The organism is Streptomyces sp. NPDC059679, assembly GCF_042734105.1.
Classification (GTDB): Bacteria; Actinomycetota; Actinomycetes; order Streptomycetales; family Streptomycetaceae; genus Streptomyces.
In genome coordinates, this window is the sequence record NZ_JBHWES010000104.1 from 1 (window position 1) to 23,138 (window position 23,138).

The window sequence follows — 23,138 nt, forward strand, 5'->3', positions numbered from 1 at the left end:
ACCAGATGCCGTGGCCGGGGATGCCGGCGACGACGTCGACTCCGTAATTGCGCAGGGTCCGCGCGACGATCTGGCCTCCGGTGAGGACAGGCATGGGGTGCTCCCAGTCGGGTCGGTTCGGGTGGTGGGGTCAGGCGTCGCGGCGGGCGGCCCAGGCGAAGCCCTGCTGGCAGAGCCGGGTGACGTCCGGGTTCTGCAGGTCGTCGAGGTCGTGTCCGACTGCGCTGTAGAAGACCCGGCCCTGACCCCAGGTGCGGGTCCATGCCTGCGGGACGGTCCGGCCCTCCAGCCAGGGCAGGTGCTCGCCGGTGAAGGTGGTCTCCGCGAGGACGTGGTTGTTGGGGTCGACGGACATGTAGTACTGCTCGGAGGCGACTTGGAAGTCCTTCACGCCGTCCGTGATCGGGTGGCCGGTGTCCGTGATGGTCACCTGGTAGGGGTACTTCACGCCTTCGCCCGCGGGGTGTTCGAGAAAGCTGCCGCCGATCAGCCAGTGGTACTTCAGGCTCATCCGGAACGCGGCGGCCGCGCCGTGCCAGGCGGCGATCCCGGCGCCGGCCTCCACCGCCCCCAGCAGACTCGCCTCCTGGGCGGCTGTCAGCCCCTCGGACAGGAGAGCGTTGTTCCAGTTGAGGGCGATGAGGTCGTAGCCGGTGAGGTCGGCGTCGAGCGCGAAGATGTCGTTGGCCTCATCGACGTCGAAGCCCAGGTCCCTGAAGATCGGCAGGGCCCATTCCTCGGCGACCTGGTAGGGCTTGTGCCCCGGCCAGCCTCCGTACAGGTACAGAACGCGGGTCATGCGATGTTTCCTCCGGTCGTGGATGCGAGGGCCGCGGCGCGGGTGCGCAGTTGCTCGGCGATCTCCAGGGCGTCGCCTTCCGGCGCGGTGGACTTCCGCTCGGGCTTCGCGGCCAGCAAGTAGACGAGGCCCACGGCCGAGACGACGAGGAAGCCGATCAGCGCGATCCACCGGTCCAGGAACGGGGTTCCGGCGTCGCCGGTGGGCCAGGCAAGCAGAACCATCCCGAGGACGCCGTAGGCCAGGGCCGCCACGTTGACCACGAATCCCCAGCGGCCGAGGGTCCAGGCTCCGGCGGGGCGCCATCCCTTCAGGCGCATCCGCAGCGCGGCGAGTACGACCATCAGGAAGGCAGCGTATCCGGCCAGCATCTGGAAGGCCACGATCTTGGTGAGCGAATCGGGCGAGTAGTACACGAACACGAAGATCACCAGTGGAACGACGTTCACGGCCAGCAGTGCGTTCAGGGGGACACGGTGCTTGCGGGAGATCTGCGAGAAGACCTGGGAGCCCGGGAACATGTCGTCGCGGGCGAAGGAGAAGACGATCCGGCTCGCAGCGGCCTGCTGGCTCATGACGCCCGCGATGAAAGAGGTGATGGTGACCATGAGCACCGCCTTCGTGCCCACGGTGCCGACCGAGCTCTGCAGGATCGAGGGGATCGGGTTGGCGTCCTTGCCCGAGAGGATCGAGGGCAGGTCGGGGGCGGCGAGCGCGTAGCCGACGAACGCGAGGAGCGCGGCCGCTCCGCCGACGGCCACGGTCAGCTGCATGGCGCGGGGGATGCTGCGGGAGGGGTTGGGGACCTCTTCGGCGATCTCGCCGCATGCCTCGAAGCCGTAGAAGAGGAACAGCCCGACGAGTGAGGCGGCGATGAAGGCCATGAAGTAGTTGTCGTGGGTGGAGCTGCTGGTCTCGAAGAAGATCGAGACGGAGTTGCGCCGCTCGAAGATCAGCAGGTACAGGCCCACGAGAACGATGCCGATCAGTTCCGCGGCGAGCCCGATCTTGGAGATCAGGGCCAGTGTCCTGGTGCCGAAGCAGTTGCAGACCAGACAGACGACGGCCATGCCGATCGCGATCCAGAGGCGCTCGGCGGGGGTGGAGGTGATGCCCGGCTCGTCGGCGGTCCCGGCGAAGAGGCTGGCCACGAAGTCCGAGCTGAACAGCGCGGTGCTGGTGATGCCGATGGTGATGCAGCAGATGTAGGTCCACGCGTTGAACCAGGCGTAGCGCCCGTTCCAGAGCCTTCGGACCCACTGGTAGAGCCCGCCGGCGAGCGGGAACTGCGAGACGACCTCCCCGAAGACCAGTGCGACGAGGAACTGGCCGGCTCCGACGATGGCTATCCAGAAGATGGACGGCCCGCCGGCGGTCGCCAGACCGAGTGCGAAGAGGGACACGACGCCCACGAGGGGCGAGAGGTACACGAAGCCGAGGGCGAAGTTCGCCCACAGGCTGACCTTGCGGTCGAACTTCTGCTCATAGCCCAGCGCGGCGAGCAGTTCCGCGTCCTCGGACGAGGAGACAAGGCCTGGGGTCCCGCCCGAGGGGGGGACGCGGTTGGATCTCGGCGCCGTGCGCGCCTCGTTCTCTGTTGCTGACATGACGATCTCCGGGGGTCGAGGGGGAGGTGCTCCTTGTCGAACGGATGCCGCGCCGCGCCTGCGGTCCGGCGTAAGCCCTGGTCCGTCATCGCGGGTCAGGCCTGGTCGAAGGCGTAATCGGCCCAGCCCAGCGGGGCCGATCCGAAGCGCGCGGCGCGGACGTCACCCGAGCGCGCGTGTCCCTCGAAGTTCTCGCTACGGGACGCCCTGCCGCATATCTCGCCGAGCCGGGCACTGGACCCGGCGTCCCTGATCTCCTGGTAGGTCACCGTCTTGAGGTACTTGCCGACCCAGAGACCGCCGGTGTAGCGGGCCGCCCCCAGGGTGGGCAGTACGTGATTGGTGCCGATGACTTTGTCACCGTATGCGACACATGTCTTGTCACCAAGGAAGAGGGCGCCATAGTTGCGCATCCGGTGCAGGGCCTCGCGGGGCTCGGCCGTGAGGATCTGGACGTGCTCACTGGCGTACTGGTCGGCGAGTTCGTAGGCGGTGGTGAGGGTGGGAACCACGATGACCTCGCCGTGGTCGCGCCAGGCCCGCCCGGCGACCTCGCCGGTGGGCAGGTCCGGCAGCAGCTTCTCCACCCAGGCGATGGTTCGCGTGGCCACGTCCTCGGAGGTGGTGATGAGGACCGCGGGAGAGTCCGGCCCGTGCTCGGCCTGGGACAGCAGGTCGGTGGCCACCACGAACGGGTCGGCGGTGTGGTCTGCGACGATCAGTACTTCCGTGGGGCCGGCGAACAGGTCGATCCCGACCTCACCGAAGAGCTGGCGCTTGGCTTCGGCCACGTAGGCGTTGCCGGGGCCGGCGAGCATGTCGACCGAGTCGATCGTCTCGGTGCCCAAGGCCAGGGCCGTGACGGCCTGGACACCGCCCATGACGTAGATCTCGTCCGCGCCGGCCAGGTGCATCGCGGCGATGCTGACGGGCGGCGGGGCGCCGCGGTCCGGCGGGGTCGTCGCGGCGACCCGCTCCACACCGGCGACCTTGGCCGTCAGGACGGTCATATGGGCCGACGCGGTGAGCGGATAGCGGCCGCCGGGCACATACGCGCCGGACGCACCGACGGGGATGTTGCGCTGGCCCAGGAACACCCCGGGCAGGGTCTCGACCTCGAAGTCGGTGAGCGAGTCCCGCTGCGCCTGGGCGAAGCCGCGGACTTGCTGCTGGACGAACCGCAGATCGTCGAGGACCGTCTCAGGGACGGAGGAGACCACAGCGACGATCTCGTCGGGGCCCAGCCGGAAGGACGGCGGACTCCACTGGTCGAACTTCTGCGACCAGCGGCGCACGGCGGCATCGCCGTTGGCGCGCACGTCGGCGATGACCTCCGCGACGGTCTCGACGATTTCCGGACGGCTGGTCCATGTCGGCTCCGAGGCTGCCGGAGCCTTGATGATTTTGCGTGATGAGGACACTCTGCACTCCTTGCAGGTGGTCGTGCCTGCGGGCTCGACCTGAAGTCTGGGTAAACACAGGGGTGGGGCGACAGGCACAGGGTGTGCAATGTTGGCCGCAGATCCTGCACACATTGAGGTAATGCGTACATGACTGAAGTCCTGACGGTTCGCGCCGCACTGCAACTTGAGGTGTTCACCCGCACCAAGGTGCGCGTCTACGCCGGAGAGCGGAATCTCGACCGCCCCGTGCGCTGGGTGCACACCGGGGAGATCCCGGACATCCACCGCTTCCTCACGGGCCAGGAGATGCTGCTGACGGCCGGCCTCGGCATGGGCGACACGGCACTTCAGCAGCGGGCCTTCATCCGGCGGCTCGCGGACGCCCACGCGGCCGTCCTCGTCGTCGAGCTGGCCGGGCGCATGTTCGACACCATGCCGCAGGCCGCTGTCGAGGAGGCCGAGGCGGTCGGCCTGCCCTTGGTGGGACTGGCCGACGAGATCCCCTTCGTCGAGACATCGGCCCAGGTCCACGAGGTGCTGGTCGGCATGCGCGTCAAGCAGCTGATCGCCGAGGAGGCCACCAGCCAGGCGTTCATGGACCTGCTGCTGGCCGACGAGGACTACGTGGGCGTGGTCAGGGAACTGGCCCGCAAAACCGGGCGGCCCGTGGTGCTGGAGGACGTCGCCCACCAGATGCTCGCGTACGGAGGCGCCACCCCGGAGGCCGACCGGCTCGTCGACGAGTGGAGCGCGCACTCCCGGGCCATCCACGAACGCCACCACTCCCTCGTGACGCACGGCCGCGAGGTCCCCACCGCGCCGGCGGCGTCGTTCCGCGAAGTCGTGCCCTGCGCCCGCCAGCCGGTGATCCTGCGGGGCGAGTCATGGGGCTGGCTGCACCTGCTGCACGGCGGAGTGCAGCCGAGCCCGGCCGAGCTGCGCACGCTGGAGCGGGCCGCCGCGGCCGTGGCGATCACGCTGGTGAGTGAACGCGAGAGCGGCGCCCGGGCCTCCCAGCGCCAGACGGCGCTGCTGAACCGGCTGCTGCTCGGGGACATCACGGGTGAGAAGTTCGTGAGCCTCGGCCTGGCGCTCGGGCAGGATCTGCGCGGGCGGGACCTGATCGTCGTCACCGCCTGCTCGGGGGACGACGAACCGGCCGAGGACCACGCCCTGGCCCGGCTGCTGTGGGAGACGGGCCGGCCTGCCATCGTGGGCGACACCGGGGACTTCGCCATGGCGGTCGTCGGCCTGTCCGGACCCTGTGCCGCGGCCGACGTGCGCACCGTCCTGGCCGAGCACGGTCTGCGCGGCGGCATCAGCAGGGTCGTGAAGCCCGCGGCGCTGCCGCTGGCGCTGCGCCAGAGCCGAAGCGCCGCCTCTGTCGCGGCGGCGGCCACCACCGCGGAGGTGCGCCACTTCGACGACCTGGGGGCGCTGCGGCTGCTCGTGGCGCTCTCCGAGGGCCCCGAGCTCAGACGTTACGTCGAGGACGAGATGGGCCCGCTGCTGGAACACGACGCACTGGTGAAGAACCCGCTGCTGCCCACCCTGCGCACCTTCCTCGACTGCGGTGGCAACAAGGCGCGCGCGGCCGACGCACTCTTCGTCCAGCGACGCACCCTCTACCACCGCCTCGAACGGCTCTCCGAGATCCTCGGCCTCGACCTCACCCGGGTCGACAACCGGCAGCGGCTGCAACTGGCCGTACGCGGCCACGACCTGCTGCGCAGGCCGACCCTGCGACGGACGTGACCGCCTTGCGGCGTCAGCTCTTCGTCGCCTTGGCCAGGGCCGGCGCGATACGCAGAGCGTTCGCCCCGATCGTCAGGGCCGGGTTGAGGGCCGCGGAGGACGGGAAGAACGACGAATCGGCCACCCAGAGGTTCTCGATATCGTGACTGCGGCACATCGGATCGAGCACGCTCGACCCCGGGTCGTGACCGGCAGCGGCCGTTCCGCACATGTGGGAGTTGGTCTCGATACCCATCTGCTGGGTGAAGATCAGCGGATAGCCGGACTTGCGGACCGCCCTGGTCACCCGGCGCACGAGTTCGTGGTGGGGGGCGAGGTTGGTCGGGGTCCAGTCGATGATGACGCGGTCGCCATCCACCCGTACCCGGTTGTCCAGGGAGGGCAGGTCCTCGGTCGTCAGATAGATGTCGATGCTTCTGGCCGACATGAACCTCAGGGCCCAGTTCGGTGCCCACGGGCGCGCGGACTTGAGCATCGGGGCCTGGAGCTTGCCCAGCATCTGGAGGTTACCCAGCGGGAAGGGTGTTCCCGGGCCGGCTTCGTAGAAGTCGTTGATGCCGAGGGTCTTCTGCCACTTCGTGGGGTTGGTCCGCAGCGGATTGACACCGACGAAGAACGTGCTGTTGTGGACCATGTAGTTGCGGCCCAGCAGCCCGGTCGAGTTACCGAGACCGCGCGGATGCCGGTCGTCGGCCGAGCGCAGCAGCAGCGCGGCCGAGTTGACGGCACCGCCGGCCACGGCGAAGGTCTTGGCGTGGATACGGACGGTACGGCCGGCGTGCCGTGCCTCGGCGGCTACGATCTTGTGGCCGTCCGGCGAGGTGAGCAGGCGGGTGATCTGCGCACCGGTGAGGATCTTCACGCCGTCGCGCAGCGCGGGGAGCAGGATTCTGTTCTCGGCGTCGGACTTCATACCGGTCTCGTCCGGACAGCCGTCGGCCGCTGTCACCGCGGCACGGTCGGCCTGTGTCTCCACGTTCAGGGCGTTGGGCGTGTGGAACGGATGCAGGCCTTGGCCGCGTAGCGATCGGGCGAACCGCTCGATCTCCGGCTCATGGTCGAGTGCGGGACAGGGGTACGGCTTGGAGCGCGGCGGCTCGGTCGGGTCCTCGCCGGTCTGCCCGTGCACCTGGAGCAAACCCTCGATGGTGTTGTAGAAGGGCTCCAGGTCGTCGTAGGTGAACGGCCAGGCGCGCGAGACGCCCTCCTGGTGTTCCACCTCGGTGAAATCGCTGCATCGGAACCGGGGCAGCATGGCGCCGTAGAAACGGGTGTTTCCACCCACCCAGTAGTACACACCCGGCGCGAACGGCTTGCCGGAGCCGCCGTCGTACCAATAACCGGCGTTCTTGTACCGGCCCCGGATGTACATCTCGGACGGCTGGGAGTTCTCGGGCTCACGCGGAAGGAAATTGCCCCGTTCCACGACGAGTACCTCAACGCCGGAGTCCTTCAGTGCCCAGGCCAGAGCGGAACCGCCCATGCCGGAGCCGATGATCAGGACATCAGTGCTGATCTCTGCGGCGGCACCTACTGAGACGAGGGCATCAGGCCGAAGCTCCGGAGGTGTGTAGTCCTTTCGGACCGGGCTGGACATGAAACAGAACTCCCTAACATACGTTGTGTGCGCTGAGCCGTTTGTCGAAGTTGGCCGGCGGGTTCCACGCCCATCCGTGGCGCGGCGGCCGCGCTGACCGTCCACCGTGCGTCCTGCACACGCGAACGCTGCGGCGGCCCTGCGTGGCACGACTGCAACGATCACCGGGACGTATCGGAATCTCCGCGAGCGGGTAATTCTGGCGGACCAGATTACCCATGGATCAGCCCCCTCTCAAGGCTTATGAGGGGATTCCATAAATGCTTTCAGCCTGTCGACGTCCGAATGAATGAGGCGGCCTTTTCTCCAATCATGATGGCTGGAGCATTTGTGTTTCCGGTGACGAGTGTCGGCATGATCGATGTGTCTGCCACGCGGACGTTCTCGAGCCCGTACACACGAAGTTCATGGTCGACGACCTTGCCCATCATGCAGGTGCCGGACGGGTGGTAGAAAGAGAACGATTGAGTGCGAATGAAGTCGTCGATATCCTGGTCGCTGTCCGACACCGGGGCGAGTCCGGCGTTGGCGGCCGCCCGCAGGTCCGATTCCAGCATGGCTGTCAGCCGCGGTTCACGGGCGATGCGCATGCACAGACGGACGCCCTCTCGCAGCCGCCGGCGGTCGTCAGCGTCGTCTAGGTAATTGTGAAAGATGCGCGGCTTGGCGTAGGGGTGGGAATGCCGCAGCCGCACCGAGCCGCGGCTCGCAGGCCGTGCGACGTAAGGACCGAATGACATTCCAGGCTCGAGTGGCGCGGCAAGACCTTCGTCACGGACGATGCCCAGTGCTGCATGAACTTGGATGTCAGGGGCGGGGACATCGTCGCTGGAGCTGAAGAAGCCGCCGACCTCGTTCCAGGCCATCGGGCCGGTACCGTGCCGGCGCAAGAGTTGTTCTTCCCGCGAGGTGTCCGGTCCCAGGATCGGCTCGGTTCGGCTGAAGAAGCTGATGAAGCACCCGGTGTGATCCTGCATGTTCCTGCCGACATCAGGCAGGTTGTGCAGGGGGGTGATTCCCCCTGCGGAGAGTTCGTCGGCTGGCCCAACGCCGGACTGGAGTAGCAGGTGGGGCGAGTTGTAGGCCCCGAGGGACAGCACGATTTCACGGTTGACGCGGATGGTCCGGACGGTTCCCAGGTGGTCGACTTCCAGGCCGACCGCCTGGCTGCCATCGAAACAGATGCGCAGAGCGGTCGTCGAGGGCAGAACGGTGAGGTTTGCACGACCTGCGGCCGGCTCCAGGAACGCTGCGGCGCTGCTGCAGCGCAGGCCGTTTCGCTGCGTGACCTGGTGGTAGCCAACGCCCTCCTGCTCGGGTCCGTTGAAGTCCGGGTTGTGTTTGTGCCCCGCATCCTGAGCCGCCTCGACCCATGCCGTCAGAAGAGGATGAACCGAAATGGGGTCGCTGACCGCGAGGGGGCCACCGACACCGTGGAAGTCGTCGGCTCCGCGCTCGTTGTCCTCGGACTTCTTGAAGAACGGCAGGACATCGTCATAGCCCCAGCCCGGGTTGCCGAGTCGCTCCCATGTGTCGTAGTCATGGCGGTGACCGCGAACGTAGAGCATCGTGTTCATCGAGCTGGTTCCGCCGATCACCCGGCCGCGGGGCAGGTAGGCTCGGCGCCCTCCGAGCCGGGGCTCGGGTTCCGTCTCGAAGTCCCAGTCGAATGCGGTCTTGAGCTGCTGCGAGAAAAGCGCGGGGATCTCGAAGAGGCGGCCTCGGGCGGGCGGCCCTGCTTCAATCAGCGCGACCGTGACGTTCGGATCCTCGGACAGGCGGGCCGCAACCGTGCAGCCGGCCGAGCCGGCCCCGACGACGATGTAGTCATACGATTCCGCGTTCATACCGCCTCCATGGAAATCCAGTCTCGACGACCTGCGTCATCGCCATCCGCGTGCTGGGAAGAAACGAGTGTTCGGGTGGGGAGCTGGGAGTCGGGCCGGAGCGGCCTTGCCCTGCACTGGTTCCTGAAGAGGCTAGAAGGTCAGACATACTCAGCACATGCACGGGGTGGGCAATATTCACCCGCGTGAGTACACACTGTGAGGCACGTTGCGAATCGTGGCCGCACCTGTGAAGAAGACGAGGCACGCAGCCAAGAGCAGCAAGAGGTTCGCCCGCCCCTTGCCCGAGTGGCACTGCCCCACGCCGAGCCAACCGCCCGTAGACACCGACCCCTGAAGGGTGTCTTTATTGCCGTACGGTGGTTGACCTGGGGCTTTGCGATCGCCTGAGTGTGGGCATGATCAACGATTGTGGGTCTGCGACTGCTCTACCTGATCTTCTGTCGGCTACTGGGCTGGTTGCTCTTGCTGGGGCGATCGACCGCCGCGAACAATGCCGAGATCCTCGTGCTTCGTCATGAGGTCGCTGTGCTGCGCCGGCAGATCAAGCGTCCGCGGCTCTCATGGGCTGATCGTGCCGTGCTCTCCGCTCTCGCCCGCGGGCTACCGACCGCCTTGCGTCGTCACCGGCTGGTCGCCCCGGGCACGCTGCTGACCTGGCACCGTCGTCTGGTGCGCTGGAAGTGGCGCCAAGCACCGGTCAGACCCGGTCGTCCACCGTTGCCGGAAGAGACGGTTGCGCTCATCCAGCGCCTGGCAAGGGAGAATCTGACCTGGGGGTACGTCAGGATCCAGGGTTGCTCTTGCCGAATAACTTGTCCGTGCAGGTCACGCGGTATGTCTGTATTCGTGGAGGATGCCGCCAAAGCGGTCGTGGCGTCGTATGTCGAGGTCGTTTAGCTTGTCGGGATCGTCGATTGGTGTGGGCAGTGGGCGTAGCGGTCGGGCGTTCGCGATGCCCTGGTGCGGTCGGTGGAAGTTGTAGAACTGCTCGAACTCTCCTAGGGCGTGGAGGAGGTGGCGCTGGTTCCAGATCAAGGTCCGGTCCAGGAGCTCGTGTCTGCAGGTCTGCACCCACCTTTCCATGATCGAGTTCATTCTCGGCATCTGGATGCCGGTGAGGACAATTTCGATCCCCGTGTCCTTGAGGACGGCGTCGAACAGGGCGGGGAACTTCCCGTCCCTGTCTCTGATGATGAATCGTGCCCGGCAGCCTACGTCCTCGAGATCCATGACCAGGTTCCTCGCCGCTTGGGTTACCCAGGATGTGGTCGGATGTGCGGTGGCGCCCAGGACCCGGATGCGGCGACTGCTGTGCTCGATCACCGCGAGTACGTACATCCGCACGCCGGACAAGGTGACCGCCTCAAAGAAGTCACACGCCAGGAGGGCCTCCGCTTGGGAGCGCAGGAAGTCGGCCCACGTGCTGGAGCTCCTGTCAGGCGCCGGATCGATGCCGGCATCCTTCAGGATCTTCCAGACAGTCGAGGCGGCCACCTTCACTCCCAGCACGAGCAGCTCGCCGTGAAGGCGCCTGCAGCCCCAGCTTGGGTTCGCCCTGGCCAGACGCAGCACCAGAATCCGGATGGGCCGTGCTGTACGAGGTCGACCGGGTCGCTTGGGCCGCGATAAGGCGGCATGACGGCGCCTGGACAGGTCGCGGTGCCAGCGCAGCACCGTGTCAGGACGCACGAGCAGCCGCACACGCCGCAGAACCGGCAACGGCAGCCGGTGCAGCAGCGCCGCCAGGAAAGCCCGGTCGCCCGGGGTGAACCGTACTCGGGCACCACCGAGTTGGCGTTCGAGCACCGTGATCTGATGGCGGAGGGCCAAGATCTCCGCATCCTTGTCCCGGTCGCTCATCGGCAGCAGACGCAGCAGCGCGAACGCGTTGGTCACCCCCAGGTAAACCAGTCGCAGCAGCACGGTCGATCATCATGACGCGCCGACTACCGGCTACGCGAGAGCACCGACTCGAGCGACGAGGCCGACGACCGCCAGCCCGGGTGCAGGCTTCCGACCAGGGCGGATGACATTCTCGGCAAGCGCAACGCTCCCTCGCGGATCCGGCCAACGGGCCGTGGCCAGGGCGGCGGACGAGCGACGGGAGCGCTTGTGCCTACCCCTCGCCTTCGGTCCGTTGCCGACCGCAGGACACCCGGTCCGCCCAGCGGGCATGGGACGGACAAGTAGCACGCCCCAGCAGGCTGCGCTGGGCGGCGCGACCGGTGGCGGTCGCCGCTCGCTCACCCAGCCGCGACGACGGCCAGGCATCCGCTGTCGCCGGACGCGGGCCATACGGACGCCGTCCGTGGATGAGAAAAACCACGCCGATACCCAGGTACCGATGTCGGACAGCCAGCGGATCGACGTTGTCTGCGGGCCCTCACCCGCACGCCTCCTACCAGCGGCCCACTCGCAGCTGAACTCCGGTCGCCGATCACTGCACGTCATCGGCGGCCAGGCCATTCTCGTTCGACCCGGCCCAGGGACCGGCGCTCGTGGTTCCCGACCTGCCAGGCCATGTACGACACGCTCATCCTGCGTCGGCCTGACGGGAAGCTGGTTCCGATGCCCGCCAGTAAGTGGGCGTACGACAAGGCCCGCACAGCCTTGACCGTCGACCTGAGCAGGGCGTCACTTTCAGCGACGGCGCCGCATTCGACGCCGCCGCGACCAAGACGAACCTCGACCACTTCCGCACCGGCTCCGGCCCGCAGGGCGACACCCTCCCCGACGTCACTGGACGGCGGCCACGACTGCGATCGGTACCCACGGGTGTGGTCAGGCGGACCCACAGCGGTCCGCTGCCGCCTCTGGCGTGACTCGGTCGGGTCTCCGCGCCGCGATCAAATTCACCACGCGGCGGGAGCGCCAGCCCTGCGGCTCACGGTCCCTCCTGCGATCAGGCGCTCCGCGTCCAGGAACCGAGAGCCATGAGTGTTTTGGTCCCGGTTACCTGACCGGCGCGACGCAGGCTGTCGATGACCTGTTGGAGATGCTCGATGTCGCGGACGCGGACGTGCACCAGGGCGTCCGGATCGCCGGCGATGGTGAAGACGGCTTGGACCTCGGGGACCTTGTAGGCGGTGCGGACGATCTCCCCAACCGGTGTGGTTCCGGTGTAGGACAGCTCCACGAAGGCCTCGATGCCCCAGCCGAGCTTGGTGTGGTCGACCTGCACGGTGAAGCCGGTGATCACGCCACTCTCCCGCAGCCGGTCCACACGGCGTTTGACCGCGGCAACCGACAGTCCCACGTCGATCGCCATGTCCGAGAAGGTGCGCCGCCCGTCTTCGTGGAGCATGCGCAGCAGCTGGCGGTCGACGTCGTCGATCTCTGTCATCAGTACCTCCATCACACCCAGCGGGTGACAATAAAATGCATCCACAAGCGTCATCTGTTCAAATTCTTTGCTTCTAGCCCGCAATTTCTCACAAGTTACTTGTGTCGCACGGTGGGATGTTGTTGTCCTTGGCGCCCGGACCCATGATCTCGAGGAGGCGCGCATGAGCACCGATCCTGCCGCGGTATCGCTTGACGACAAGTACACGGCCCGCAGCGGCCGGGTACTGATCTCAGGCATCCAGGCCCTGGTGCGACTGACCCTCGAACAGCGCCGCCTCGACGAAGCACGCGGCCTGAACACCCGTGCTTTCGTGACCGGCTACCAGGGCTCACCGCTGGGCGGGGTCGATATGGAGATGGACAGGGCGCGCCGCTTCCTCGACCCCGGCGGCGTGGTGTTCCGGCCAGGTCTGAACGAAGAGCTGGCCGCGACGGCGGTGGCCGGGACACAGGTACTCGGGCAGGTCCCCGGACGCCGTCACGACGGGGTCACCGGGTTCTGGTACGGCAAGAACCCCGGGCTGGACCGGGCAGCCGACGCGATCCGGCACTCCACCGTGGCCGGCACCGCGGCGCTCGGCGGAGCGGTGGCCTGGATCGGCGACGACCCCGGCAGCAAGTCCTCGACGGTGCCCAGTTCGTGCGAGCCGATGTGCCAGAGCCTGACCATGCCCCTGCTCACACCCGGCAATGTGGCGGAGATCATCGAGCTCGGGCTGCATGCCGTGGCTCTGTCTCGCGCCACCGGCCTGTGGACCGGCTTGAAGATCGTCGCGGACATCGCGGACGCCACCGCGGTCGTCGACCTCGATGCGCTGCGGCCGGACGTCCCCGCACCCCCCCGCAGCCCCCGTGGGGCTCCCCCAACCCTCGTCGGTCCCGCCTCGCTGGACGCCGAGCATGACATGCTCACCCGCCGTCTGGATCTGGCACGTGACTACGCCCGTCAGACGAATCTGAACCACATCGTCTTCAGCGCCCGGCAAGCGACCTTGGGCGTGGTGGCCTCCGGCACCTCCTACGCCGTGGTGCAACGTGCCCTCGCCGACCTCGGTATCGACGAGTCCGCCCTGGAGGATCTGGGCGTCCGTCTGATCCGCCTGGCGATGCCGTTCCCCCTGTCGGCAGAGGAACTGGTGGCCATGACCGGCGACCTCGACCAGGTTCTCGTCGTCGAGGACAAGGTGCCTTTCATCGAAGGCCACCTCAAGGAAGCCCTCTACGGCACGACCGGCGCGCCCACCGTGGTGGGCCGTCGCGGTGAGAACGGCCGCCCGCTGCTGACCGCCCGCGGCACACTGGGCGCCGAAGACGTGGCCAAGGCGCTGGCCACGCGGATCGGGCCCGACCGCCTGCCGCACACCGCTTCCGTTCAGCTGACCGCCATGAAGCCGCCAGCCCCGGCCCGTATCGCGGTGCCGACCGTTTCAGCGCGCACGCCGTACTTCTGCTCGGGATGTCCGCACAGCGCCTCCACCCGTGCCGACGACGACACCCTGGTCGGAGTGGGCATCGGCTGCCACGTCATGATCGCGTTGGATGGCGCGGGGCGAGGCAACCAGGTCGGGCTGACCCAAATGGGAGGGGAGGGTGCCCAGTGGATCGGCCTCGCTCCCTTCACCGAGGACCGGCACTTCGTGCAGAACCTCGGTGACGGTACCTTCCACCACTCCGGGTCGCTCGCCATTCGCGCGGCGGTAGCCGCGGGCGTCACGATGACCTACAAGCTGCTCTACAACGACGCCGTCGCCATGACTGGGGGCCAGCGCCCCGAAGGGCGCCTGGACGTGCCGACCCTGACCCGCTGGCTCGCCCTCGAGGGCGTACGGAAGGTCGTCGTGACCACCGCCGAGCCGGCCGACTACCGTGGTATACGCCTTGATCCGATCGCCACCGTGCGACACCGCGACGACCTGCCCGAAGCCGAGAAGGAACTGGCCGCCGTCGAGGGCGTGACCGTGCTCATCCATGACGACCGGTGCGCCGCGGAGGAACGCAGGCTGCGCAAGCGCGGCAAACTCCCCACCCCCGCCGAGAAGGTGGTCATCAACCAGCGGGTCTGCGAGGGCTGCGGTGACTGCGGCGACGTGTCCACATGTCTGTCGGTGCAGCCCGTCGCCACCGAGTTCGGCCGCAAGACCCAGATCCACCAGGCCTCCTGCAACTCGGACTTCAGCTGCCTGAAGGGCGACTGTCCCTCCTTCCTCCTCGTGGAGCCGAAGGACAAGCGGCCCTCCCGCCCCCTTCCCGAACTGCCCGTGGAACTGACCACGCCCGGCTCCGCCCTGTCCGGGAACAGCACCCTGCTGCGCATGCCCGGCATCGGCGGCACCGGCGTCGTGACCGTGTCACAGATCCTGCAGATGGCAGCCCATCTCGACGGCCGCTACGCCGCCGGACTGGAGCAGACTGGACTCGCGCAGAAGGGCGGTCCCGTCGTCAGCGACGTGCGGATCTCCTCTGACCCTGTGACCGGAGCCCTGCGGGCCTCCCACGCGACCACGGACGTGGTCATCGGCTTCGACCTGCTCGGGGCAGCCGCCGACTCCAACATGCGGGTGGCCCGCCCCGGTCACACCATTGCCGTCATCAACACCGCCATCGTGCCCACCGCCGCGATGGTCACCAACCGGGTCGTCATGCCCGGCTCCCCGGACGACGCACTGGAGCGGATCGAATCGGTAACCCGCTCCAAGGAGAACCTGTACCTCGATGCCCAGGGCCTGGCCGAATCCCTGTTCGGCGACCACATGCCGACCAACATGTTGCTCATCGGCGCCGCCTATCAGCACGGCTGCGTTCCCCTGACGGACCAGTCCATCGAAGCCGCAATCCGCCTCAACGGCGCTGCCATGGACAAGAACCTCGCCGCCTTCCGCTGGGGGCGGGCAGCGGCCCTGGACCCCGAGGCCGTACGGCGTGCCATCGCCACGCCCGCCCGGGAGGTTCTCGACATCACGCCCGAGGCACGGACCATCGCGGACGCCGCCGCGCGATCCGGGAGCCTGCGAGACGTCATAGCACTGCGCAGCGCGGACTTGATCGCCTACCAGAACAAGGCGTATGCGCGGCAATATGCCGACGAGGTGCGGCAGGTGGCCACCGTGGCCGGACAGCGGGCCGGCGACGAGACCGGCGAGCGCATCGCGATCGCCTACGCCCAGGGACTCCACAAACTCATGGCATACAAGGACGAGTACGAGGTGGCCCGGCTGCATCTGGACGCCGTGGAGCAGGCCAAGATCGAGGACGAGTTCGGTGCCGGCGCCGCCGTCTCCGTCATGCTGCACCCGCCGATACTCCGCGCCCTGGGCATGAAGCGCAAGATCCGCCTCCGGCGCACCGCGCCCGCCGCCTTCCGGACGCTCTACGCCCTGCGAGGACTGCGCGGAACCCGGATGGACCTCTTCGGATACGCGGAGGTCCGCCGCCTGGAGCGCACGCTGATCGCGGAGTACTCGCGCCTGGTCCAAGACGCTCTCGCGCACCTGACACCGGACAACGCCGCCAAGGTCGAGGACCTGGTACGGCTCACCGACGCCATCCGCGGCTACGAGGGCATCAAGCTGGCGGCCATCGCCGACTTTCGCAAGAAGGCACGCGAGGCCCTTGCCGGGCTGGACGAACCGACCGCGGTGTCCGCCTGAGCCCTTCGCTCCCTTTCACCGCCCACAGCCAGGAGCTTTCCGTCATGCCTGTCGACCGTCTGCTGCCCACGCGGGAGGCCGAGGACCTGCTCGACCTCGTCCGCGACATCGCCGACAAGGAACTCGCACCCCGTGTCGATGAACACGAGCGCACCGAAACCTACCCCGAGGGCCTGTTCGGGCTTCTGGGCCAGGCCGGGCTGCTCGGCCTGCCTTACCCGGAGGAGTTCGGCGGCGGTAACCAGCCTTACGAGGTCTACCTCCAGGTCCTCGAGGAGTTGGCAGCACACTGGGCCGCCGTCGCCGTAGCCGCCAGCGTTCATAGCCTCGCCGCCTTCCCGCTCCTGAGCGCCGGCACCTCCGCCCAGTGCCAGCGCTGGGCGGAAGACATCCTCAGCGGCTCCCTCATCGGCGGCTACAGCCTCTCCGAACCACAGGCCGGCTCCGATGCCGCGGCCCTGACCTGCCGCGCCGTGAAGGGCCCGGACGGCTACCGGATCAACGGTGCCAAAGCCTGGATCACCCACGGCGGCAAGGCGGATTTCTATGCTCTGTTCGCCCGCACCGGTCCGGGCAGCGACAGTATCTCCTGCTTCTTCGCGCCCGGACAGGCTGAGGGCCTCACCTTCGGCCGCCCCGAGGAGAAGATGGGGCTGCACGCCATCCCCACCGCGGCGGCCTTCTGGGACGACGCCCTCCTCGCCCCGGACCGGCTCATCGGCCGCGAAGGCCAGGGACTCAAGATCGCCTTCAGTGCCCTGGACTCGGGCAGACTGGGCATCGCCGCCTGCGCCACCGGGCTGGCCCAGGCCGCCTTGGACGCCGCTGTCGCCTATGCCCACGAACGCACCGCCTTCGGCCGCAAAATCATCGATCACCAGGGACTCGGCTTCCTTCTGGCCGACATGGCCGCAGCAGTCGACTCCGCGCGCGCCACCTACCTGGACGCCGCCCGCCGCCGGGACCAAGGGCGCCCGCACAGTCGCCAGGCAAGCGTCGCCAAGCTGATCGCGACCGACGCCGCCATGAAGGTCACCACGGACGCGGTCCAGGTCTTCGGCGGCTACGGATACACCCGCGACTACCCGGTCGAGCGCTACATGCGCGAGGCCAAGATCATGCAAATCTTCGAAGGAACCAATCAGATCCAGCGGCTGGTCATCTGCCGCCAGCTCGCCCACTGCCGCCGCTCGGGAGACCCTCATGCAGATCAACGGTAGTGCCGCCCTGGTGACCGGTGCCGCCTCCGGCCTGGGCGCCGCTACGGCAGCCCTCCTCGCCCAACAGGGCGCTCACGTCTACGGCCTGGACCTCGAAGCCGCCCTCCAGAACATAGGTACGCCGCCGTCCAACGTGACGCTCCTGCCCGCCGACGTCACCCGTGAAGAGCCGGTTCACGCGGCCCTGGACCGCATCCGCGCCGACGGCGCCCCGCTCCGCCTGGCCGTCAACTGCGCGGGCATCGCCCCTTCCGCGCGCGTCCTCGGACGCCGCGGCCCGCACAGCCTCAAGCTCTTCCAGACCGTGGTCAACATCAATCTCGTCGGCACGTTCAACGTCCTGCGGCTGGCGGGGGCAGCCATTGCCGAAGCCGAACCGGACGAGAACGGCCAGCGCGGCCTGATCGTCAGCACCGCCTCCATCGCCGCTTTCGAAGGGCAGGTGGGGCAGGCCGCTTACACCGCGTCCAAGGCCGGCGTCGTCGGCCTCACCCTCGTCGCCGCCCGCGACCTGGCCGACCACGGCATTCGAGTGATGACCATCGCCCCCGGCATCGTCGACACCCCCATGATGGCCAGCTTCCCCGACGAGGTCCGAACCAGTCTCGCCAAGGGTGTGCCCTTCCCGAAACGCCTGGCGGACCCCACCGAGTACGCCCGCCTGGTGACCACGCTCGCCGAGCACGATTACCTCAACGGCGAAACCGTCCGGATGGACGGGGCCCTACGCATGGCCCCTCGCTGACCGCCGCGCCCAATCCGCGCCGGGCCGGCGTCAACGGTCCCGAACCGATGCCGGCCAGCGATGCTCACGGGGCCGTCGTTCCACCTTGCAGGGAGGGCGCCCCCGGCTGGCAGCCCATTGTTTGTCGCACACACAGGAGGCACGCATATACGGCGACGCGGCGACGGTCCGCAAGATCCTCACAGAGTTGGGCGACACTTGGGCGGTAGTCGGCCTGTCCTCCAACCAGCAGCGCGCGGCCTACGGGGTCGCCGGGATTCTCCAGCGCTACGGCAAACGGGTCATACCCGTACATCCCAAAGCCGAGTCAGTGCACGGCGAGCAGGGATACCCGACACTCTCTGCAATTCCATTCGAAGTCGATGTCGTGGACGTCTTCGTCAACAGCGACCTGGCGGGCCCCGTCGCCGACGAGGCCGTCACCATCGGCGCCAAAGCCGTCTGGTTCCAGCTCGGCGTCATCGACCCGGCCGCGCACGAGCACACCCGCGCCGCCGGACTCGACATGGTCATGGACCGGTGCCCCTGCGCTTGCCGAGAATGTCATCCGCCCTGGTCGGACGCCTGCACCCGGGCTGGCGGTGGTCGGCCTCGTCGCTCTAGTCGGCGCTCTCGCGCAGCCGACAGTCCACGCGTCATGATGATCGACCGTGCTACTGCGACTGGCCTACCTGGGAGTGACCAACACGTTCGCGCTGCTGCGTCTGCTGCCGAAGAGCGACCGGGACAAAGATGCGGAGATCCTGGCCCTCCGCCATCAGATCACAGTGCTCGAACGCCAACTCGGTAGTGATCGAGCATGGTTCACGCCGAGCGATCGGGCGTTCCTGGCTGCGCTGCTGCACCGGATGCCGTTGCCCACCCTGCGGCGTGTGCGATTGCTCGTGCGTCCTGACACGGTGCTGCGCTGGCATCGCGACCTCGTCAAGCGCCGTCATGCCGCTTCATCTCGGTCCAAGCGACCCGGTCGGCCCCGTACCGTGCGCTCCATCCGGATTCTGGTATGCGCCTGGCGAGGGAGAATCCAAGCTGGGGCTACAGGCGCCTTCACGGCGAACTGCTCGTGCTGGGAGTGAAAGTGGCCGCCTCGACCGTCTGGAAGATCCTCAAGGACGCCGGCGTCGATCCGGCGCCCGGCCGGAGCTCCAGCACGTGGACCGACTTCCTGCGTTCCCAAGCCGGCGCCCTCCTGGCCTGTGACTTCCTTGAGACGGTCACCCTGTCCGGCACGCGGATGTACGTACTCGCGGTGATCGAACACAGCAGCCGTCGCATCCGGATCCTGGGCGCCACCGCACACCCGACCACCTCCTGGGTCACACAGGCGGCGAAGAACCTGGTCATGGATCTCGAGGATGTCGGATGCCGGGCACGATTCATCATCAGAGACAGGGACGGGAAGTTCCCCGCCCTGTTCGACGCTCTCCTCAAAGACACGGGCATCGAGGTCGTCCTCACCGGCATCCAGATGCCGAGAATGAACTCGATCATGGAAAGGTGGGTGCAGACCTGCAGACACGAACTCCTGGACGGGACCTTGATCTGGAACCAACGCCACCTCCTCCACGCCCTACGGGAGTTCGAGGAGTTCTACAACTCCCATCGACCGCACCAGGGCGTCACGAACGCCCGACCCCTACACCCACTGCCCACACCAATCGACGACCCGGACAAGCTCAGCCACCTCGACATACGACGCCACGACCGCCTTCGCGGCATCCTCCACGAATACAGACATGCCGCGTGACCTGCACGGACGAGGTATTCGGCAAGCGCAGTGTCGGGATGACGGCTGTGCCGTTGCCGGCGAAGACGGCGTCGAACGCGGCGGTGAACTTGCTGTCCCGGTCTCGGATGAGGAACCGTGTAGGTGCCGGAAATTATGTCACCCGGGATGACCTGCTGGTTCGGATCTGCCAGACCTCAGGAGCAGCGAGGTGTTCCGAGGCAGCATGCCGGTCGTGATGATACGGCTGATCTACATGCTCGCCTGCCAGACCTTCCGATGGCTTGCCCTGTTCGCTCGCTCAAGTGCAGCGAAAGACGCAGTCCTGGCGTGCTCGTTCGTTCCGTTCGTACCACGGACGACCTCGCCGGCATTGCTCTACTCCGCGACATGTTCGCATTTCCTAATCGGCGGCCGAGTCGTCGTGGGGCGCCGGGCGGCAAAGCTTGCTCAGCCATGGATCGGCAGCCGCCTGATAGCCACACCCAGCACCCCTGGGTGACCCAACCCTACGAATGGCTCGATCAACCCGATCAAGAAGGTAGAGCCGCCTGAGCTGCGCGGATGATTTATCGGCACCCGCAATGTCTTGTGATGTGGTGACTGAGTGTTAGCTCAGGAGGATACGTTTGCCGACCACGGTGCAGACCGCGCCGAGCCTGCCGGGCGAGGAGGCCCCCGGCTGCTTCTGGACGTCATCGATGGCAGCGAAACGGTCGACGCGATTGTCCTGGCCGCCTCGCTCGTAGTGCGTACGTCCACGGGACCGGTCGGCCGAAGCTGAGAGCCTCTGCGCGCCCCCGCTCACGGCTCAACACTCAAGTACGCGGCGGCGCGGTGCTCCCGCGCACCACGAATTCCACCGGCGGGAGCTCGGCAGCCTGGAACTCTCCTCCCTCGGTGAGCGAAACCAGCGCCTGCGCGGCGGCGCGCCCCCAGGTCAGCACATCCTGGCGCACCGTCGTCAGCGGTGGCGCGATGCAGTCGGCCAGCGGGATGTCGTCGAAGCCCACCACCGACAGGTCCTCGGGGACCCGCAGCCCGCGGCTGGTCGCGGCGGTGATCCCGGCGATGGCCATCAGGTCGTTGGCGTACACGATGGCGGTCGGTGGCCGGTCCAGGTCCAGCAGTTGATGCGTTGCCTGGGCGCCGGCCGAACCGGTGAAGTCCGCCGCCACGGGTGGGATCTCGGGCAGGCCGGCATCCGCCAGGGCACCGCGCCAGGCGTCGCACCGGGCCTCGGTATGCACATACCCCGCGGCGCCGCAGACGTGTCCGATCCACCGGTGGCCGAGCGAGCGCAGATGGCTGACCGCACGCCGCACCCCGCTGCCGTCGTCGACCCCGAGGGCCGGCACCCGGCCGCCGTGCTGCGGTGGTCCGACGATCAGTGCGCTGATGCCCAGCTCCGTCATGAGTGCGGGCCGCGGGTCGTCGGTGCGCAGATCGGTGAGGAACACGCCGTCGACCCGACCGTCACGGGCCAGCCGCTCATACGCCTGCCGTTCGGTTTCCTCATCGGGGACCACCTGCAGCACGAGCGCGTAGCCGAGCGGCGCGAGGCCGGTCTCGATGCCCGCGACGAACTGCGGGAAGAACGGGTCGGTACTCAGCAGTTCCGGCGGTCGGCGCATCACCAGGCCGAGGGTCTGGGACCGCTTGGTGGAGAGCGCCCGGGCGCCGGCGTTGGGCTGCCAGCCCAGCTGGTCGATCGCGTCCAGGACCCGCTGGCGCGCCTGGGGGCTGACACCGGGGCGGTCGTTGATGACGAAGGAGACCGTCGCCTTGGAGACCTGGGCCAGCGCGGCGACATCACCGATCGTCGGCCGACTGCCCCCGCCCCGGCGTGACGGCGGAGGCATCGCCTGGCGGGAACCGCCCGCCGATCCACCCGCTTTGTCCTGGCCCCGCACCATACCGCCTCGCCTTCCACTGATTCGGGACGTACGGCTCCTGGGTGGCAGAACTGCGCCGCCCAGGTTACCGAAACGTTTCGCACCCGTCCTTGACGCTTAGATATTAAACCGGTTTGATGACGCTCGTAACCCCGCGGTGATCATTTTGGCGGGGCGGGCCGACGGCGACGAGAGGGGAGTCGCTTCGGACCCTCAATCACCCCGCATGGAAGGGAGTTGGGCACAATGAGGCGCTTTCCGCGCGTTACGGTGCTGGCCGCCGCCGCGGCGCTTGTCCTGCCATTGTCCGCCTGCGGTTCGGGCGACGCCGGCGGCGGCAAGCCGACCTCGGGACCGATCGACATCTGGTACTCGACGAATGAGCAGGAGCAGGCCTGGGCCAAGGCCACAGTGGCTGCCTGGAACGCCGAGCACACCAAGGAGAAGGTCACCGCCAAGGCGGTGCCGTCGGGCAAGTCCACCGAAGATGTCATCGGGGCCGCGATCACCGCGGGCAACACCCCGTGCCTCGTCTACAACACCGCTCCGGCGGCGGTCGCCGCATTCCAGAAGCAGGGCGGCCTGGTGAATCTCTCGGACACCTTCGGCGATGCCGAGTCCTTCATCAAGAAGCGCTCCGGCGGTGCCGTGGACGGCTTCCGTTCCCCGGATGGCAAGTTGTATCAAGTGCCCTGGAAAACCAACCCGTTCATGCTCTATTACAACAAGGACGTCTTCAAAAAGGCCGGCCTGGACGCCGAGAATCCGGAGCTGAGCACGTACGACGATGTGCTGGCCGTGGCGAAGAAGATCAAGAGCAGCAAGGCGGCGAAGTTCGCCTTGTATCCGCCGGCGACCAGTGACTACACCAATGCGCTGTTCGACTTCTATCCGCTGTACCTGGCCAACTCCGGCGGCACGCAACTGGTGAGAGACAAGAAGGCCACCTTCACGTCCGATGCCGGACGGCAGACCCTCGGCTTCTGGCAGCAGATGTACGCCAACGGCTACTCGTCCCCGGAGGCGTACAGCGGCGACATGTGGGCGGGCCCGTTCGCCGACGGGGTGGCCGCCATGGGCATCGCCGGGCCGTGGGGCAAGGGACAGTTCGACGGCAAGGTGAAGTACGGCGTGGTGCCGCTGCCCACGGCCGAGGGAATACCCGCCGACAAGACATCGACGTTCGCGGACTCCAAGAACGTCGGCCTGTTCACCTCGTGCAAGCACAAGCGGACCGCCTGGGAATTCACCAAGTTCTCGATGAGCGCGAAGAACGACGCGGCACTGCTGGAGGAGACGGGGCAGTTCCCCACCCGCAGTGACGTGGCCGCCATCGCGGGCGGCTACCTCAAGGACAATCCCTTCTACCAGCCCTTCGCCGACGCGGTGCCGCGGGCGGTGGACGTGCCGAACATCGCCGGCTCGACCCAGGTGTGGAAGACGTTCCGCACAGCCTGGGAAGACGCGGTGCTGCCCGGGAAGGGCGATGTGAAGTCGACCTTCGACAAGGCCGCGCAGCAGATCGACGACCAGATCGCCGACTGACGAG

At 67.6% G+C, this 23,138-nt stretch carries 13 protein-coding genes and 3 pseudogenes; 8 read left to right on the forward strand and 8 right to left on the reverse strand.

The window, feature by feature from the left end; genetic code table 11:
• Positions 1 to 130: 130 nt before the first annotated feature.
• The 3 genes from ACFV2X_RS51785 to hisD all read right to left on the reverse strand — a co-directional run bounded on the left by ACFV2X_RS51785 (position 131) and on the right by hisD (position 3,827).
• Entirely contained in the window at positions 131 to 799 is a 669-nt protein-coding gene (locus ACFV2X_RS51785; protein ID WP_385630412.1) for a ThuA domain-containing protein, read from the reverse strand.
• Positions 796 to 2,406, reverse strand: a complete 1,611-nt coding sequence (locus tag ACFV2X_RS51790) for an APC family permease (protein WP_385630415.1) — start codon at positions 2,404 to 2,406, stop codon at positions 796 to 798. The genes ACFV2X_RS51785 and ACFV2X_RS51790 overlap by 4 nt, the downstream gene beginning before the upstream one ends.
• Before the next feature lie 95 nt (positions 2,407 to 2,501).
• Entirely contained in the window at positions 2,502 to 3,827 is a 1,326-nt protein-coding gene (gene hisD / locus ACFV2X_RS51795; protein WP_385630417.1) for a histidinol dehydrogenase, read from the reverse strand.
• Between the two features lie 129 nt (positions 3,828 to 3,956).
• Between hisD and ACFV2X_RS51800 the strand changes: the two genes are divergently transcribed.
• Entirely contained in the window at positions 3,957 to 5,564 is a 1,608-nt protein-coding gene (locus ACFV2X_RS51800; protein ID WP_385630420.1) for a PucR family transcriptional regulator, read from the forward strand.
• Between the two features lie 13 nt (positions 5,565 to 5,577).
• Here ACFV2X_RS51800 and ACFV2X_RS51805 read toward each other — a convergent pair whose 3' ends face one another.
• On the reverse strand, positions 5,578 to 7,161 hold the full coding sequence (locus ACFV2X_RS51805) for a GMC oxidoreductase (RefSeq protein ID WP_385630422.1): 1,584 nt from the start codon (positions 7,159 to 7,161) through the stop codon (positions 5,578 to 5,580).
• Between the two features lie 266 nt (positions 7,162 to 7,427).
• Entirely contained in the window at positions 7,428 to 9,008 is a 1,581-nt protein-coding gene (locus ACFV2X_RS51810; protein WP_385630425.1) for a GMC family oxidoreductase, read from the reverse strand.
• Positions 9,009 to 9,419: 411 nt separating this feature from the next.
• Between ACFV2X_RS51810 and ACFV2X_RS51815 the strand changes: the two are divergent.
• Positions 9,420 to 9,806 (forward strand): annotated as a pseudogene (locus tag ACFV2X_RS51815) (integrase); the annotation flags it as partial.
• Positions 9,807 to 9,836: 30 nt separating this feature from the next.
• Here ACFV2X_RS51815 and ACFV2X_RS51820 read toward each other — a convergent pair.
• Together ACFV2X_RS51820 and ACFV2X_RS51825 are read right to left on the reverse strand one after the other, a co-directional pair.
• On the reverse strand, positions 9,837 to 10,934 hold the full coding sequence (locus tag ACFV2X_RS51820; RefSeq protein WP_385630427.1) for a helix-turn-helix domain-containing protein: 1,098 nt from the start codon (positions 10,932 to 10,934) through the stop codon (positions 9,837 to 9,839).
• Positions 10,935 to 11,913: 979 nt separating this feature from the next.
• Entirely contained in the window at positions 11,914 to 12,354 is a 441-nt protein-coding gene (locus ACFV2X_RS51825) for an Lrp/AsnC family transcriptional regulator (RefSeq protein WP_257632934.1), read from the reverse strand.
• A gap of 163 nt (positions 12,355 to 12,517) precedes the next feature.
• Here ACFV2X_RS51825 and ACFV2X_RS51830 point away from each other — a divergent pair, with 163 nt between their 5' ends.
• The 5 genes and pseudogenes from ACFV2X_RS51830 (at position 12,518) to ACFV2X_RS51850 (ending at position 19,715) form a co-directional block, all read left to right on the forward strand.
• A complete protein-coding gene (locus ACFV2X_RS51830) occupies positions 12,518 to 16,003 on the forward strand; it encodes an indolepyruvate ferredoxin oxidoreductase family protein (RefSeq protein WP_385630429.1) in 3,486 nt (1,161 codons plus the stop codon).
• Positions 16,004 to 16,047: 44 nt separating this feature from the next.
• Positions 16,048 to 17,223 carry an acyl-CoA dehydrogenase family protein gene (locus tag ACFV2X_RS51835; protein WP_385630430.1) on the forward strand — a complete coding sequence of 392 codons (1,176 nt, stop codon included), beginning with the start codon at positions 16,048 to 16,050 and terminating at the stop codon, positions 17,221 to 17,223.
• Positions 17,207 to 17,968, forward strand: a complete 762-nt coding sequence (locus tag ACFV2X_RS51840) for an SDR family NAD(P)-dependent oxidoreductase (RefSeq protein WP_385630432.1) — start codon at positions 17,207 to 17,209, stop codon at positions 17,966 to 17,968. Before ACFV2X_RS51835 ends, ACFV2X_RS51840 begins: the two co-directional genes overlap by 17 nt.
• Positions 17,969 to 18,113: 145 nt before the next feature.
• Positions 18,114 to 18,494, forward strand: a pseudogene (locus ACFV2X_RS51845) (CoA-binding protein); the annotation flags it as partial.
• 124 nt (positions 18,495 to 18,618) lie between these two features.
• Positions 18,619 to 19,715: pseudogene (locus ACFV2X_RS51850) on the forward strand (integrase core domain-containing protein).
• 797 nt (positions 19,716 to 20,512) lie between these two features.
• On the opposite strand, the gene ACFV2X_RS51855 reads toward ACFV2X_RS51850, so the two are convergent.
• Positions 20,513 to 21,556, reverse strand: a complete 1,044-nt coding sequence (locus tag ACFV2X_RS51855) for a LacI family DNA-binding transcriptional regulator (protein WP_385630435.1) — start codon at positions 21,554 to 21,556, stop codon at positions 20,513 to 20,515.
• Positions 21,557 to 21,835: 279 nt separating this feature from the next.
• On the opposite strand from ACFV2X_RS51855, the gene ACFV2X_RS51860 reads away from it, so the two are divergent.
• On the forward strand, positions 21,836 to 23,134 hold the full coding sequence (locus tag ACFV2X_RS51860) for an extracellular solute-binding protein (RefSeq protein WP_385630438.1): 1,299 nt from the start codon (positions 21,836 to 21,838) through the stop codon (positions 23,132 to 23,134).
• Positions 23,135 to 23,138 lie beyond the last annotated feature (4 nt).